Below are 13,334 nucleotides of genomic sequence, written 5' to 3'. Positions count from 1 at the left end.
AGTTAGTCTGCTCGCCATGGGTGACTCAACGCTGACCACCGAACTGGGCCGGGTCCTCGTCACGGGAGGCTCGGGATTCGTCGGCGCCAACCTGGTGACCGAACTGCTCAAGCGCGGACACGAGGTCCGCTCCTTCGACCGGGCCCCCTCGCCGCTTCCTGCGCAACCCGGCCTCGAGGCCGTCGAAGGCGACATCTGCGACCCCGACCAGGTCGCGGCCGCGGTCGCCGGCATCGACACCGTGTTCCACACCGCGGCGATCATCGATCTGATGGGCGGCGCGTCGGTCACCGACGAGTACCGCAAGCGCAGCTTCGCGATCAATGTCACAGGCACCGAAACCCTCGTGCGCGCCGCCCGCGCCGCCGGTGCCAAGCGCTTCGTCTACACCGCGTCGAACAGCGTCGTCATGGGTGGCAAACGCATCTCCGGCGGCGACGAGACCCTGCCCTACACAGAGCGATTCAACGACCTCTACACCGAGACGAAGGTCGCCGCGGAGAAGTTCGTGCTGGCCGCCAACGGAGTCGACGGTCTGCTCACTTGCTCGATCCGCCCCAGCGGTATCTGGGGCCGCGGAGATCAGACCATGTTCCGCAAAGTGTTCGAGAGCGTGCTGGCCGGACACGTCAAGGTTCTCGTCGGCGGCAAGAACGTCAAGCTCGACAATTCGTACGTGCACAACCTGATTCACGGTTTTATCCTCGCCGCCGAGCACCTCGTCCCGGGCGGCACCGCCCCCGGGCAGGCGTACTTCATCAACGACGGCGACCCGATCAACATGTTCGAGTTCTCGAGGCCCGTCGTAGAGGCGTGTGGCGAGCGCTACCCGAAGATCCGCGTGCCGGGCCGGTTGGTGTGGTTCGCGATGACCGCATGGCAGTGGTTGCATTTCCGGTTCGGAATACCCAAACCGATGATCGAACCCCTTGGGGTGGAACGCCTTTACCTCGACAACTACTTCTCGATCGCCAAGGCCGAACGCGACCTGGGATACCGGCCGCTGTTCACCACGGACCAGGCGATGGCCGAGTGCCTACCGTATTACGTCGACCTCTTCCACCAGATGAAGAACGCGTCGAAGGAGCCGCCGGTCAGCGTCGCGGCGTCCGCCCCGCCGGAGGGCTGACGGTCGCTCACTAGGTCAGTGGACGAGGTGGACCGGCTGATGCGTGGTCTGCTCGATTCGTGACGACGCGCGCTGCAGCAGTTCGGCGCCCAGCGCGATCAGCCCTCTGGCCGCGGCGATCTCCTCCCCGACCAGCGGCTGCACCGAATCCTTCGGGTTGCGGTAGGCGTCGCCCTGGGCGGTCACCGTTTCGCCGTCGTCGCGCGTGGCACACACCGTCGCGTGAGTGTGCGTCTCGTCCTCGTTGAACTCGATGTCGATGCGCCAGGCGTTGTCTTGAACTTTGTCGTACATACAGATCACCTTCCAGCTACCAGCGTGCTCCTTCCGTCGACGCTTCGCAGGCGTTTGGCCCGCGCTGGGAGCGAGGACCGGGCATGGTGGTGGTGATGGTCGAGTCACGGTTCACAACCAACGCTGGCGCGCGTCTGCACTACCTCGACTCCGGAGGGCCCGACCGCGGAGCGCCTGTCGTCTTCGTACCCGGCTTCACCGACGTCGCCGACGACTACGTCGAGGTGCTGCCGCTGTTCGGCCGACGGACGGTGGTCGTCGACTTACGCGGGCATGGACGCAGCAGTGCGCCCGAAAGCGGTTATGAATCAACCGTTCTCGGCGGCGACGTCGGCGCCGTGATCGACGCGGTCACCGACGGTCCCGTCCACCTGATGACGTTCTCCCGAGGCACCCCCTACGCGCTGACCTGGGCGCTCGCGCATCGCCGACGGGTCAGCTCCATCTCGATCGGCGACTACGTTCCCGAGGAGATCACGCTGCCCGAAGAGGTCTCCACGTTCCTGCTCGACGGCCGGTGGCGTGGCACGCCGGTGCACGAACGGCTGAACCGAGCCGCCGGGGAGGCCATCTTCCGCGCTGCGCGCAAGCAGTCGTTCTGGGATCCGCTGGCGCGATGGCAGCCACCCCTACTGGTGGTACGCAGCCCGAACAGCCCGCTGATCTCCGACGCCGCCTGGGACCGTTATCGGGAGCTGCTCCCCAAGGCTTCGCTGCATGTCTTCGCCGACTCACCGCACGACATCTTCCGTCCCGACCGCGAGCGTTATCCTGCGCTGGTGCGCGCGCACATCGCCACCGTCGAGGGGAGCTGACCAAGCGTCGCCTGGCAGATTTTGCCGGTCGACGTTGGCCGAATCGCCACGACTCGGATACCGCCGTCCTATCGTGCGACTAGGGGCTCAGTGGTGAAGGAGTCGCCATGCCGAACGGGCAGCCGAACATTCTGGTCATCTGGGGTGACGACATCGGGATCACGAACCTCAGTTGCTACAGCGACGGTCTGATGGGTTACCGCACCCCCAACATCGACCGCATCGCGAACGAGGGTATGCGATTCACCGATTCGTATGGCGAGCAAAGCTGCACGGCGGGTCGCTCGTCTTTCATTACGGGACAAAGCGTTTACCGCACCGGGTTGAGCAAGGTCGGTATGCCGGGGGTGGACGTCGGGATGTCACCGGATGATCCGACGATCGCCACGTTGTTGAAACCACTGGGCTACGCCACCGGCCAGTTCGGCAAGAACCACCTCGGCGACCTGAACAAGTACCTTCCGACTGCGCACGGGTTCGACGAGTTCTTCGGCAACCTGTACCACCTCAACGCCGAGGAGGAACCCGAGCACCCCGACTACCCGACCGTCGAGGAGGCGCCGCTGCTACGCAAGGCCTTCCTGCCGCGCGGGGTGATCAAGTCGTGGGCCACCGAAGAGGCCTCCGACGAAGTCGACGAGCGGTTCGGTCCAGTGGGTAAGCAGCGCATCGAGGACACCGGGCCGCTGACCAAGAAACGGATGGAGACCGTCGACGACGAGACCGTTGGGGCATGCATCGATTTCATCAAGCGCCAGCACCAGGCGGGCAAGCCGTTTTTCGCGTGGATGAACACCACCCATATGCATTTCCGCACACATACGAAGCCGGAAAGCCTCGGGCAGGCCGGGCGTTGGCAATCGGGCTACCACGACACGATGATCGACCATGACCGCAATGTGGGGCAGCTGCTCGATGCAGTCGATGAACTGGGCATCACCGACGACACCATCGTCATCTATTCGACCGACAACGGCCCGCACGCCAACACCTGGCCCGACGGCGCCACCACACCGTTCCGCAGCGAGAAGAACACGAACTGGGAGGGTGCCTTCCGCGTGCCGGAGATGATCCGCTGGCCGGGCAGGATTCCAGCCGGGATGGTGTCCAACGAGATCATCCAGCACCACGACTGGCTGCCGACTTTCCTGGCCGCCGCCGGTCAATCCGACGTCGTCGAAAAACTCAAACAGGGCCACGCAATCGGCGACCAGACCTATCGGGTGCACATCGACGGCTTCAACCTGCTGCCCTACCTGACCGGCGAGGTGGACAAGAGCCCGCGGCGCGGATTGGTCTACTTCTCCGACGATTGCGATGTCCTGGGCGTCCGGATCGAAAACTGGAAGATCGTCTTCATGGAGCAGCGTTGCCAAGGCACGCTACAGATCTGGTTCGAACCTTTCACCCCGCTGCGCGCGCCGAAGATCTTCAACCTGCGCACCGATCCGTTCGAACACGCCGACGTCACGTCCAATACCTACTGGGACTGGTTCTTCGACCACGACTACATCGCGTTCATGGCCAATGCGGTGGTCACCCAGTTCCTGGAGACGTTCAAGGAGTTCCCGCCGCGGCGCGAACCCGCATCGTTCACTATCGGCGACGCGGTGGAGAAGCTCAACGATTTCCTCGAGTCGGTCGGCCGCTGACTCGATGCTCGAGTCGTGGAACGACGGGCCCGCCAAGTCGGCGATCGTCGACTTCGTCGAGCACGCCCTCGACGTCGTTCCCGTCCAGGAACGCGTAGCGGTCTTCGACAACGACGGAACGCTGTGGTGCGAGAAACCGGCATACATCCAACTCGATTTCCTCGTGCGTCGCCTGGCCGAACAAGCCCGCGCCGACCCGGAACTCGCCGACCGGCAGCCGTACCGTGCCGCCGCGGCCGGAGACCTCGGATGGTTCGGCGACGCGGTCACCAGGCACTACAACGGCGACGACTCAGAGCTGAAGTACCTTGCCGACGGCATACTCTCGGCCTTCGCGGGGTTGACGGTCGAAGAGCACGCGAATCGGGTGAAGGCATTCTTCGCCACCGCCGAACACCCGACACTGCGTCGGCCGTACACGGCATGCGGGTACACCCCGATGATCGAGCTGTTGCGGTACCTGGAGGACAAGGAATTCACCACCTATATCGCCTCGGGCGGTGGTCGCGACTTCATGCGGCCGGTGACCGAAGCGCTCTACGGCATACCACCGGAGCGGGTCATCGGCAGCTCGGTGGGTCTCGACTTCTCCGATGGCGATCTGCGCACCACGAGTCGGCCGGAATTTCTGGACGACGGGCCGGTGAAACCGGTACGAATCTGGGGGCGTACGGGCCGCCGACCGATTCTTGCCGCCGGGAACTCCAACGGCGACATCGAGATGCTCGAGTTCGCCCGCGGGCTTCGATTGCTCGTCCTGCACGACGACCCCGATCGCGAGTTCGCCTACACCGCCGGTGCTGAGAAGGCCCTCGCGCGGGCCGACAGCGACGGCTGGATCGTCGTCAGTATGCGCAACGACTGGACCAGGGTCTTCGCCTAGTGTGCGTCCAGATCGCGCTCGCCGCTGTCCAGCCGCTAGTTCGCGATCTGGTTGCACAACAGAAGCCGGAGGGGTGATGACCGAGCTCGTATGGATCCCGGCGCAGACCGCCGTGCTCGGCTCCGACTGCCATTACCCGGAGGAGGCACCGGTACGTCAGGTCGATGTCGAGGGGTTCTGGATGATGGCGCGTCAGGTCACCAACGACCAGTTCACCGAGTTCGTCTCCGCCACCGGGTATCTCACGGTTGCGGAACGTCCGTTGAACCCCGCCGATTATCCGGGCGCCCCGCGGGAGAATCTCGAGCCGGGATCAATGGTCTTCACCCGTACACCGGGTCCGGTCGACCTACGTCACCTCGGTCAGTGGTGGACGTGGACACCGGGCGCCTCGTGGCGTCATCCTGTCGGACCGCTGTCGTCCATCGGTAGACGCTCCGACCACCCCGTCGCACATGTGGCCTACGAGGACGCCGAGGCGTACGCGGAGTGGGCGGAAATGGCGCTGCCGACCGAGACCGAATGGGAGACGGCAGCACGGGGCGGACTGCACGGCGCGGAGTTCACCTGGGGTGACGAGCCCGAACAACCCGGACGACCGCTGGCCAACTACTGGCACGGCGACTTTCCGTGGCGGCCGGAAAAAGGCTATGGCCGAACGACATCCGTGGGTACGTTCCCGCCCAACGGCTACGGTCTGTTCGACATGGCGGGCAATGTCTGGGAATGGACGACCGACTGGTATGCCGAGGACCCGTCACAATCAGCTTGTTGCGCAGAGGACAGTTACGACCCGCAGCAGCCACAATTCCGTGTGCCGCGCCGAGTGGTGAAGGGCGGTTCCTTCCTATGCGCCGACTCCTACTGCCGCCGCTACCGCCCTGCGGCGCGCCGGCCCCAGCCCGTCGACACGGGGATGAGCCACATCGGGTTTCGCTGCGTCAAACGCTGACTGGCTCCATCCATTTCTGCGTGAGGGTTGTGAAATCGCCGCGTAGACAACCCTGCTGCAGAAGTCGACGCGGAAGCATCCCCCGGGCGAATCAACCGGTTTCGGCTGCGGCCTTGATCGCCGCCAGCGTCGCAGGAATCCCGGTGCGGGCGGCTTCGCGGCGCTTGTCGATCTCCGCGTCGGCCGTCGCCCCGAACCGCTCACGAAACCCATTGACGCCCTTGGGAAGAAGCTCCCAGGATTCGGTGAGCCGTGTTCCGCCGTCGACCGGCTCGAAGCGGTAGCCCCAGTACACCCAGCCGTCGTTGACCTCCCACGCGAACTCGCGCCCGGGTTCGGCCGCGACGACCTGCGAGCGGGTCTCCCATGTGCGTTCGGGTGTCTCGTTGCGGCCGGTGAACCATGCGCCGACCCGCGGACCGTCGCCCTCGTCCCACCAGCAGGCGCGGCAGATCGGACTCCACTCGCCTATCCGCGTCACGTCCGACACCATTTCATACAACCGGTGCGGGTCTGCGGCCACGTGAATCGACTCGCTCATCTTCAGATCGCTCACCGGTCGAGTGTGTCAAAGCGCTAAGTTGAAACACGTTCTACTCCGTCGAAAGGGCAACTGTATGAGCAACGGGCCGTCTGCCAGGGAAACGGTGGTGATCGGCGCGGCGTCGGGCATCGGATTGGCGACGGCGCGCGCACTGGCCGCGGAAGGCGACCGCGTCACGCTTGCCGACCGCGACGTCGACGGCGCCCGCCAACACGCTGCCGAACTGGGCGACCCGCACACCGCCGCGCACGTCGAGGTCACCGACGAGGCCTCCGTGCATGCGCTGTTCGACCAAACCGGGCCGCTGGACGTCGTCGTCAACTGCGCGGGGTTCAGCAACGTCGGGATGATCACCGACCTCGCCGTGGAGGACTTCCGAGCGGTCATCGACGTCTGCCTCAACGGGGCGTTCATCGTCGCCAAGCACGCAGGCCGGGTGCTGCGCGAGGGCGGCGCTCTGGTGTCGATCAGCTCGCTCAACGGGCGCCAGCCCGCCGCGGGGATGAGCGCCTACTGCGCCGCCAAGGCGGGGCTGTCGATGCTCACCCAGGTCGCCGCGCTCGAGTGGGGGCCACGCGGCATCCGCGTGAACGCCGTCGCACCCGGCTTCGTGCACACGCCGTTGACCGCGCCGGCGGCGGCCGTCCCCGGCGTCGTCGAGGAGTACGTCGAGAACACCGCGCTGGGCCGCGCGGGCACGCCCGAGGACATCGCCGAAGCGGTGCTGTTTCTGTGCTCGCCGAAGGCGTCGTGGCTGACCGGCGAGGTGCTCGACCTCAACGGCGGTGCACACATGAAGCGCTATCCCGATGTGATGGGGCACGTCATGAGGCTCGCGACGTGAAGATGTTCAGTGGCAAACAGGCCCTGGTCACCGGCGGCGGTTCCGGTATCGGCGCCGCACTGTGCCGAGCACTGGTCGACGCGGGCGCCGAGGTGGTGTGCACCGACGTCGACGGCGACGCGGCCGAACGCACCGCGGCCGGTTTCGGCGGTAGGGCCCGCGCCGCCCGCCTCGACGTGACCGACTCCGCGGCGGTACAGGCCGCCGTCGACGATGTGGTGAACCGGGCCGGACGTTTAGACCTGATGTTCAACAACGCCGGGATCGTCTGGGGCGGCGACACCGAACTGCTGACCCTGGACCAGTGGAACGCGATCATCGACGTCAACATCCGCGGCGTGGTGCACGGGGTGGCGGCGGCCTATCCGTTGATGGTGCGCCAGGGGCACGGCCACATCGTCAACACCGCGTCGATGGCGGGGCTGACGGCGGCCGGGCAGGTCACCAGCTACGTGATGACCAAGCACGCGGTCGTAGGGCTCAGCCTGGCGCTGCGCTCGGAGGCTGCCGCACGCGGCGTCGGGGTGCTCGCGGTGTGCCCCGCTGCCGTCGAGACGCCGATCCTCGACAAGGGTTCGGTCGGCGGTTTCGTCGGCCGCGATTACTTCCTGCAGGCCCAGGGCGGCAAGCCCTATGACGCGGACCGGTTGGCCCGCGACGTGCTGCGCGCGGTCGAGAAGAACAAGCCGATCCTGGTCAAACCTCGCGTCGCGCATGCCCAGTGGATGTTTGCGCGTCTCGCGCCGACCCTGATGAACCGGGTGTCGATGCGGTTCATCGCCGACCAACGCGCCAAACAAGCGCAAGCCAGGTCCGACACGCTGTAGACATAGCGGCAATGAGTACCGAGTTCTCGCTGCCGCAACGTCGTGCGCTGGCAGTTGCGACGGTCATCGCGGTCGCGTTCGGCGCGTACTTCCTGCGCGGCTTCTTCATCCTCATAGTGGTGGCAGCGGTGGGCGCCTACCTGTTCTCACCGCTGTACGCGTGGCTCAACAAGAAGATGGGCCGGGGGCTGTCGGCGACGCTGACCTTGCTCGCCGCATTCGCCGCGGTGATCGTGCCGCTGAGCCTGTTCGTCACGCTCGCGGTCGTGCAGATCTCGACCATGGTGGAGCGGGTGGCCGAGTGGGTCGGCCGCACCGACCTGTCCGCGCTCGGCGATCGGGCGCTCCAGTTCGTCAACGACCTGTTGCGCCGCGTGCCTTACATCGACACCACGGTCACCCCGGAGTCGCTGCAGAGTTCGATGGCTCGGGTCGCTCAGGAGGCCGGCCAGTGGTTGCTCGGCCTGCTGCAGGGCGCCGCCGGCGGCCTGTTCGGCGCCGTCACCGCCATGATCCTGTTCGTGTACGTGTTCGTGTCGCTACTGACGAACCGCGAACGCGTGGTGGCGATAATCCGCCAGCTCAACCCCCTCGGCGAGGGGATCACCGACGTCTACATGGAGAAGATGGGCGCGATGGTGAAGGGCACCGTGATGGGCCAGTTCGTCATCGCGGTGTGCCAGGGCGTCGCGGGGGCCGCGTCGATCTACCTGGCGGGCTTCCATCAGGGTTTCTTCTTGTTCGCGGTGCTGCTGTCGGCGCTGTCGGTCATCCCGTTGGGCAGCGGTATCGTCACGATCCCGTTCGGTATCGGAATGATCCTGTTCGGCAACATCTTCGGCGGCGCGTTCGTGATCCTGTTCCACCTGATCGTGGTCACCAACATCGACAACTTCCTGCGGCCCATCCTGGTGCCGCGCGAGGCCCGTCTGGACGCCGCGCTGATGCTGCTCGCCGTGTTCGCCGGAATCAGCATGTTCGGCGCGTGGGGCATCGTGATCGGACCGGTGCTGATGATCGTCATCGTCACCACGATCAGCGTCTACCTCGAGGAGTACAAGGGCGTGCCGATGCGCAGGCCCGACTCGGCCGACGAGAAACCCAAACGCCGAAACCCGTTCTGGTGGTTGGGCCGTCGCATCAAGGAGGCGCGGGCCAAAACCCCAGCCGACCCGAAACCTAAACCAGCCGCTCCCTGAGGAACGCGACCACGCGCTTGAGGGCCGCGTCGGTCGGATGCCCTTCCTGGTGACGCAGTTCCAACGTCAACACCGAGTGAGCCATCGCGCCGAAGCCGTGTTCGTTGCCCTTGCCCGAGTCGATCTCGATCACCTCGAACGCGTCGCCGAGCCGGTCCTTGAGCGTTTTGAAGCGCTCCGCAGGCACCAGCGGATCCTTGCTGAAACGCAAACCCAGCGCGCACAACCCTTCGTCGGCGGCGCGGCGCTCGACGACCTTCAGCTCGGCCTCGGACAGGCCAGGGTCTCTGCGCTGCTTCGGTGTCAGCGGCAACGGCAGCGACGGCTGGCTCAGCACCGGCGCGAGAACGCTGTCGTCGACGGCGGCGGCCAGGGCGAAGCCGCCGGTGAAGCACTGGCCGATGACTCCGACCCCCTTGCCCGGCGTCTGCGCGTTGAGGTCGCGGGCCAGTGCGCGCAGGTAGTGCGCGACGGGGCGGTCGGCGTTGGTGGCGAATGCGGCGAATTCCTTGGCCACGCACCCGCGCAGCATGACCGGCACCATGCCCGGGCGCATCGGCGGCGCACCGGGCGTGCCGAACAACGACGGAATCGCGACGGTGAACCCGGACTCCACGAGGTGATTGCCGAGCGCAAGGACGCCGGGGTGCACGCCGGGCATCTCGGGGATGAGCACCACACCGGGGCCCTCGCCCTTGCGGTAGACGTCGTGGGTGTAACCGGCCGCGGTGAAGGGCGCGGGGGCCCACCCGGTGAGGTCGGCTTCCGGAGCCGCCCCGGCGGCGACATCAGGGTCCGGAGCCGCCCCGGCGGCGACATCAGGGTCCGGAGCCGCCCCGGCGGCGACATCGGCTTCCGGAGCCGCCCCGGCGGCGACATCGGGGTCCGGTGCGGTCATGGGCGCTTCTCCAGTTCGCTCGTTACGCGAGATTGAAACCATGCAGAGAAAGTGCGGGACGCGGTCTGCGTGGGTGCAATCTCGTCGAACGAGTCAATCGTGCTCCTACGGGACCGGCAGGGGCGCCGCGGTCTGCGTCGCCGCCGCAAGCGTACGAAAGTCGCCGGTATCCGCGGCGCCGGTCAGCGCTATCTGCGCCGGCCCGGTGGGGCCGGCCAGACGCGTCGTCCACACCGGTTCGGCGGGCTTGCCGTCGTCGTCGCCGCCGTAGACCACCCAAATCACACCGTCGACGTCCTGAACCCCGGTGGGCACGACATCGGAGTCGAGCGAGGAGACCAGCTTCTCCTCGTCGGCATTGCTCTGGGTCAGGCTCACATACATCCCGCTGGGTGCGAGATAACCGACGGTGGAGCTGACGGCACGCAGGGTCTGCCCCGTGGGGTCCGTGCGACCGGCCTCGATGCCGTTGCGGCTACCCGAGTTCGACTGCCAGCCCTCGGGCAGTTGCGGGATCCGGATCGGGATCTTCAGCGCCTCGGCATCGGCACGTAACGCCGCGGGGGCGTCGAAGGACGGGACCGGACCGGCGCCGGGCCCCGCGCCCTGGAACGAGCACATCCCCAGCATCCCGGCCAGCACGATGCAGGCGAGCACCAACGGGGCCATCGACCAGAACATGTCCCGGCCGTCATGCAACAGCCTCGACTTGGCGGGCTTGGGTGCAGGAGCCGGTTGCGAGGTCACTCCGCCAGTATCCCAGCTCCCGAACGCGGACCGGCTAATGGGACAATCTGGGCCATGAGTCCGACCCGTGGTGAAGCCCCAGATCGAAATCTCGCGCTCGAGCTCGTCCGAGTAACCGAGGCAGGCGCCATGGCCGCAGGCCGCTGGGTGGGCCGCGGTGACAAGGAGGGCGGCGACGGGGCGGCCGTCGACGCCATGCGCGAGCTGGTCAACTCGGTGTCGATGCGCGGCGTGGTGGTGATCGGCGAGGGCGAGAAGGACAACGCGCCGATGCTCTACAACGGCGAAGAGGTCGGCAACGGGGACGGACCGGAATGCGACTTCGCCGTGGACCCCATCGACGGCACCACGCTGATGAGTAAAGGCCTTTCCAACGCCATCTCGGTGCTGGCGGTCTCCGAGCGCGGCACCATGTTCGACCCGTCGGCGGTGTTCTACATGAGCAAGATCGCGGTCGGACCCGAGGCCGTCGACGCGATCGACATCACCGCCCCGATCGGGGAGAACATCCGCCGGGTGGCCAAGGCGAAGAACGTGTCGGTCTCCGATCTGACCGTGTGCATCCTGGACCGGCCGCGCCATCAGCAGTTGATCGCCGATGTGCGGGAGGCCGGCGCGCGGTGCCGGCTGATCACCGACGGCGACGTCGCAGGCGCGATCTCGGCGTGCCGCCCCAACACCAGCACCGACATGTTGGCCGGTATCGGCGGCACGCCGGAAGGGATCATCGCCGCGGCCGCGATCCGGTGCATGGGCGGCGCCATCCAGGGCCAGTTGGCGCCCAAGGACGACGAGGAACGGCAGAAGGCCATCGACCGCGGCCACGACCTCGACCGCGTGCTGACCACCGAGGATCTGGTCTCCGGCGACAACGTCTTTTTCTGCGCCACCGGCGTCACCGACGGTGACCTGCTCAAGGGCGTGCACTTCTACAGCGGCGGGTGCACCACGCAGTCGATCGTGATGCGCTCGAAATCGGGCACCGTTCGGATGATCGAGGCGTACCACCGGCTGTCCAAACTCAGCGAGTACTCCGCGATCGACTTCACCGGCGACACCAACGCCGTCTACCCGCTGCCGTAATCACAAGAGAAGTAAGGACATTCATGAGCGTCGACTCCGACAGCGCAGCCGAGACCGAGTACCGCATCGAGCACGACACCATGGGCGAGGTCCGGGTGCCGGTCAACGCGCTGTGGCGCGCGCAGACTCAGCGCGCGGTGGAGAACTTCCCGATCTCCGGCCGCGGCCTCGAGCGCACCCAGATCCGGGCGCTGGGATTGCTGAAAGGTGCCTGCGCACAGGTCAACAAGGACCTCGGCCTGCTCGCGGCGGACAAGGCCGACGCGATCATCGCCGCGGCCGGTGAGATCGCCGACGGTCAGCACGACGACCAATTCCCCATCGACGTGTTCCAAACCGGTTCGGGCACCAGCTCGAACATGAACACCAACGAGGTGATCGCCGGCATCGCGGGGCGCAACGGCGTGACCGTGCACCCCAACGACGATGTCAACATGTCGCAGTCGTCGAACGACACCTTCCCGACCGCAACCCACATCGCTGCGACCGAAGCCGCTGTGCGCCACCTGATCCCGGCACTCGAGGTACTGCACGAGTCGCTGGCCACCAAGGCGCGGCAGTGGCGTACCGTCGTCAAGTCCGGGCGCACCCACCTGATGGACGCCGTGCCGGTGACGCTGGGCCAGGAGTTCAGCGGCTATGCCCGCCAGGTCGAAGCCGGCATAGAGCGGGTGAAGGCCACGCTCCCGAGGCTCGGCGAACTGGCCATCGGCGGCACCGCGGTGGGCACCGGCCTCAACGCGCCTGACGACTTCGACGAGCGTGTCGTCGCCGTGCTGCGCGAGCAGACCGGCCTGGCCGAATTACAGGTTGCCGCCAACCATTTCGAGGCTCAGGCGGCCCGCGACGGGCTGGTCGAGGCCTCGGGCGCGCTGCGCACCATCGCCGTGTCGCTGACCAAGATCGCCAACGACATCCGGTGGATGGGCTCGGGACCGCTGACCGGGCTCGGCGAGCTTCAGTTGCCCGATCTTCAGCCGGGCAGCTCGATCATGCCGGGCAAGGTGAACCCGGTCATTCCCGAGGCCATCACGCAGGTGGCCGCGCAGGTGATCGGTAACGACGCCGCGATCGCGTGGGGCGGCGGCAACGGCGCCTTCGAGCTGAACGTGTACATCCCGATGATGGCCCGCAACATCCTCGAGTCGTTCAAGATCCTGACCAACTCGTCGAAGTTGTTCGCCGAGCGCTGCATCGACGGCCTGGTGGCCAACGAGGAGCGGCTCCGCGAGCTGGCCGAGTCGTCACCGTCGATCGTCACGCCGCTGAACTCGGCGATCGGCTACGAAGAGGCCGCCGCGGTCGCCAAGCAGGCGCTCAAGGAGAAGAAGACCATCCGTCAGACCGTCATCGATCGAGGCCTGATCGGCGACAAGCTGTCCGAGGAGGAACTGGACAAGCGCCTCGACGTGTTGGCGATGGCCAAGGTGAAAGACGACGAGCGCTAAGGGCTTTCGTTCTCCGTCG

At 66.5% G+C, this 13,334-nt stretch carries 14 protein-coding genes; 10 read left to right on the top strand and 4 right to left on the bottom strand.

What is annotated here, in order from left to right; genetic code table 11:
• Positions 1-16 precede the first annotated feature (16 nt).
• Positions 17-1,129 carry an NAD-dependent epimerase/dehydratase family protein gene (locus A5759_RS06665; RefSeq protein ID WP_068195375.1) on the top strand — a complete coding sequence of 371 codons (1,113 nt, stop codon included), beginning with the start codon at positions 17-19 and terminating at the stop codon, positions 1,127-1,129.
• A gap of 15 nt (positions 1,130-1,144) precedes the next feature.
• On the opposite strand, the gene A5759_RS06660 is transcribed toward A5759_RS06665, so the two are convergent.
• A complete protein-coding gene (locus A5759_RS06660) occupies positions 1,145-1,423 on the bottom strand; it encodes a dsRBD fold-containing protein (protein ID WP_064395004.1) in 279 nt (92 codons plus the stop codon).
• 95 nt (positions 1,424-1,518) lie between these two features.
• Between A5759_RS06660 and A5759_RS06655 the strand changes: the two genes are divergently transcribed.
• The 4 genes from A5759_RS06655 to A5759_RS06640 all read left to right on the top strand — a co-directional run bounded on the left by A5759_RS06655 (position 1,519) and on the right by A5759_RS06640 (position 5,725).
• Complete coding sequence (locus A5759_RS06655) at positions 1,519-2,238, top strand: alpha/beta fold hydrolase (protein WP_068195650.1); 720 nt, start codon at positions 1,519-1,521, stop codon at positions 2,236-2,238.
• Positions 2,239-2,345: 107 nt separating this feature from the next.
• Positions 2,346-3,890, top strand: a complete 1,545-nt coding sequence (locus A5759_RS06650; RefSeq protein ID WP_064420128.1) for an arylsulfatase — start codon at positions 2,346-2,348, stop codon at positions 3,888-3,890.
• A gap of 4 nt (positions 3,891-3,894) precedes the next feature.
• The gene (locus A5759_RS06645; protein ID WP_064420127.1) at positions 3,895-4,773 is read left to right on the top strand and encodes an HAD family phosphatase; all 879 of its coding nucleotides are present in this window, start codon (positions 3,895-3,897) and stop codon (positions 4,771-4,773) included.
• A 76-nt stretch (positions 4,774-4,849) separates the two neighbouring features.
• Entirely contained in the window at positions 4,850-5,725 is an 876-nt protein-coding gene (locus A5759_RS06640; RefSeq protein WP_064420126.1) for a formylglycine-generating enzyme family protein, read from the top strand.
• Between the two features lie 91 nt (positions 5,726-5,816).
• Here the strand turns inward: A5759_RS06640 and A5759_RS06635 are convergent, their stop codons facing one another.
• Complete coding sequence (locus A5759_RS06635; RefSeq protein WP_197505979.1) at positions 5,817-6,266, bottom strand: SRPBCC family protein; 450 nt, start codon at positions 6,264-6,266, stop codon at positions 5,817-5,819.
• Between the two features lie 76 nt (positions 6,267-6,342).
• Here A5759_RS06635 and A5759_RS06630 point away from each other — a divergent pair, with 76 nt between their 5' ends.
• From A5759_RS06630 to A5759_RS06620, 3 genes are read left to right on the top strand one after another with little or no spacing between them, the layout of a single operon-like run.
• The gene (locus tag A5759_RS06630) at positions 6,343-7,113 is read left to right on the top strand and encodes an SDR family NAD(P)-dependent oxidoreductase (RefSeq protein ID WP_068195369.1); all 771 of its coding nucleotides are present in this window, start codon (positions 6,343-6,345) and stop codon (positions 7,111-7,113) included.
• A gap of 2 nt (positions 7,114-7,115) precedes the next feature.
• Entirely contained in the window at positions 7,116-7,940 is an 825-nt protein-coding gene (locus tag A5759_RS06625) for an SDR family oxidoreductase (RefSeq protein WP_064395002.1), read from the top strand.
• 11 nt (positions 7,941-7,951) lie between these two features.
• A complete protein-coding gene (locus tag A5759_RS06620) occupies positions 7,952-9,139 on the top strand; it encodes an AI-2E family transporter (RefSeq protein ID WP_064394973.1) in 1,188 nt (395 codons plus the stop codon).
• Here A5759_RS06620 and A5759_RS06615 read toward each other — a convergent pair.
• Entirely contained in the window at positions 9,120-10,037 is a 918-nt protein-coding gene (locus tag A5759_RS06615; RefSeq protein WP_082962019.1) for a dienelactone hydrolase family protein, read from the bottom strand. The genes A5759_RS06620 and A5759_RS06615 overlap by 20 nt on opposite strands.
• 105 nt (positions 10,038-10,142) lie before the next feature.
• Entirely contained in the window at positions 10,143-10,784 is a 642-nt protein-coding gene (locus A5759_RS06610) for a DUF4245 domain-containing protein (protein WP_066807934.1), read from the bottom strand.
• 54 nt (positions 10,785-10,838) lie between these two features.
• Between A5759_RS06610 and glpX the strand changes: the two genes are divergently transcribed.
• On the top strand, positions 10,839-11,867 hold the full coding sequence (gene glpX / locus A5759_RS06605) for a class II fructose-bisphosphatase (protein ID WP_064394970.1): 1,029 nt from the start codon (positions 10,839-10,841) through the stop codon (positions 11,865-11,867).
• A gap of 23 nt (positions 11,868-11,890) precedes the next feature.
• Positions 11,891-13,315 (top strand): class II fumarate hydratase, encoded by a 1,425-nt coding sequence (locus tag A5759_RS06600; protein ID WP_064394969.1) that lies wholly within the window; start codon positions 11,891-11,893, stop codon positions 13,313-13,315.
• Positions 13,316-13,334 lie beyond the last annotated feature (19 nt).

It is taken from the genome of Mycobacterium sp. 852014-52144_SCH5372336 (assembly GCF_001665615.1).
Lineage (GTDB): Bacteria > Actinomycetota > Actinomycetes > Mycobacteriales > Mycobacteriaceae > Mycobacterium > Mycobacterium neumannii_A.
The sequence above is the reverse complement of the archived record's forward strand: the minus strand, read 5'-3'. Positions and strand labels throughout refer to the sequence as shown.

Excerpts from the sequence above, each read along its gene's own strand:
- A5759_RS06655 (WP_068195650.1), top strand. The coding sequence starts at position 1,519 with ATGGTCGAGTCACGGTTCACAACCAACGCTGGCGCGCGTCTGCACTAC.
- A5759_RS06645 (WP_064420127.1), top strand. The coding sequence starts at position 3,895 with ATGCTCGAGTCGTGGAACGACGGGCCCGCCAAGTCGGCGATCGTCGAC.
- A5759_RS06600 (WP_064394969.1), top strand. The coding sequence starts at position 11,891 with ATGAGCGTCGACTCCGACAGCGCAGCCGAGACCGAGTACCGCATCGAG.
- A5759_RS06630 (WP_068195369.1), top strand. The coding sequence starts at position 6,343 with ATGAGCAACGGGCCGTCTGCCAGGGAAACGGTGGTGATCGGCGCGGCG.
- A5759_RS06635 (WP_197505979.1), bottom strand. The coding sequence starts at position 6,266 with ATGAGCGAGTCGATTCACGTGGCCGCAGACCCGCACCGGTTGTATGAA.
- A5759_RS06650 (WP_064420128.1), top strand. The coding sequence starts at position 2,346 with ATGCCGAACGGGCAGCCGAACATTCTGGTCATCTGGGGTGACGACATC.
- glpX (WP_064394970.1), top strand. The coding sequence starts at position 10,839 with ATGAGTCCGACCCGTGGTGAAGCCCCAGATCGAAATCTCGCGCTCGAG.
- A5759_RS06625 (WP_064395002.1), top strand. The coding sequence starts at position 7,116 with ATGTTCAGTGGCAAACAGGCCCTGGTCACCGGCGGCGGTTCCGGTATC.
- A5759_RS06665 (WP_068195375.1), top strand. The coding sequence starts at position 17 with ATGGGTGACTCAACGCTGACCACCGAACTGGGCCGGGTCCTCGTCACG.
- A5759_RS06620 (WP_064394973.1), top strand. The coding sequence starts at position 7,952 with ATGAGTACCGAGTTCTCGCTGCCGCAACGTCGTGCGCTGGCAGTTGCG.
- A5759_RS06660 (WP_064395004.1), bottom strand. The coding sequence starts at position 1,423 with ATGTACGACAAAGTTCAAGACAACGCCTGGCGCATCGACATCGAGTTC.
- A5759_RS06615 (WP_082962019.1), bottom strand. The coding sequence starts at position 10,037 with ATGACCGCACCGGACCCCGATGTCGCCGCCGGGGCGGCTCCGGAAGCC.
- A5759_RS06640 (WP_064420126.1), top strand. The coding sequence starts at position 4,850 with ATGACCGAGCTCGTATGGATCCCGGCGCAGACCGCCGTGCTCGGCTCC.